Annotated in this window: 1 protein-coding gene and 1 pseudogene; both read left to right on the plus strand. The window is 40.2% G+C overall.

The annotated features are described in order from the left end of the window. Positions 1-257 (plus strand): annotated as a pseudogene (locus F6K23_RS40865) (phospholipid carrier-dependent glycosyltransferase); the annotation flags it as partial. A gap of 211 nt (positions 258-468) precedes the next feature. Beyond that, positions 469-1,134, plus strand: coding sequence for an endonuclease/exonuclease/phosphatase family protein (locus F6K23_RS40870; RefSeq protein ID WP_293166972.1), 666 nt, complete (start codon positions 469-471; stop codon positions 1,132-1,134). The last annotated feature ends 82 nt before the right edge of the window (positions 1,135-1,216 follow it).

Raw genomic sequence — 1,216 nt, forward strand, 5'->3', positions numbered from 1 at the left:
TTGCTTTAATTCAAGAACATACTGAAGTGGGAGCAGTTATTTATACTTCCTTTATCTATGGGCGTCCGAGTCTAGATTTTTATAGCGATCGCAGAGTAATTTCTATGGAAGCAGTAGAATTACAAGAGTTATGGTCAACTCAACCTTACTTATTATTAGATCAGGCAACTTTGGAAGTTTTGCAATTGCCCGGTAGTATAACCCTCGGCACTGCTGAAGGTTTTACCCTAGTGGCAGCGGAGGCAAGTCCCCTCTAATATGTTGGCTACAGATGCTGATGAGGCCTAGACACGAGTATTGATGTATAACAGACATTTGGGAAATTGGTAGAAAAATTTTCTTCGTTGTCTTTACAATTTTTAACTTTGATTCTTAAACTACCTATCAAATCGGCATTTGAACTCGTTGATAGTATTTTTTGTGTCCGAAGTGATATATTAGGTCTAGTTTGAATTTAGTAATGCACTTATGAACTTAGTAACTTGGAATATGCAAGGCTCCAGTGCCAGCACAGATGACAAATGGAATCAAGGAATCTTACAATTTATTAAACAGGGTGCAGAGGTTTGTTCCCTGCAAGAGTGTGGCTCAGTACCTGCCTCAGCAAAGCCTGAAACCCCGACAAATCCCTTACCAACAGGAGTTGAACTATACACCTGGAAAGGAAGTGCTAATCCAACAAAGTACATCTTGTTTTACCCTGCTGATCCAGGGGGAAATCGTTGTAACTTGGCAGTAGTATCAGTTAAAAAGCCAAAAAATGTAAAATTACTTGAATCAATCAGTTCCGCAAAATGGCGTCCGGTACTAGGAGCAGAATACGATGGTAGCACAAGATATTGCTTTACCATTCATGCTATGAGCGGAAGTGGTAACGATATAGAAGGTCTAGTTAAAGCAATTAATGTGGCTGTCGGTGATTGGGTAGTAGCTGGTGATTTTAATCGCCAGCCTGACAAAATAACATCTGGAACCCCAGGAACAGTCTGTCCTCCTAATGGACCAACCCACCCTTCTAAGGCACCTGTATCCAAGTACGATTATGCAATTAAAAAGGCTACGCCCTCTGTAACTGGACAGGTGTATCAAGTTCCCATTCTTTCTGATCACCTCGCTGTAGCATTTGTACTGTAAAATTAGTTTTCTCTATAATCCTCTTCTGTTATTTTTGGTTTAAACCTTGATTTTTCCTAATATAGCGCTACGTGTAAGGGGA

This window comes from Okeania sp. SIO2C9, from assembly GCF_010672455.1.
GTDB lineage: Bacteria > Cyanobacteriota > Cyanobacteriia > Cyanobacteriales > Microcoleaceae > Okeania.

Excerpts from the sequence above, each read along its gene's own strand:
- F6K23_RS40870 (WP_293166972.1), top strand. The coding sequence starts at position 469 with ATGAACTTAGTAACTTGGAATATGCAAGGCTCCAGTGCCAGCACAGAT.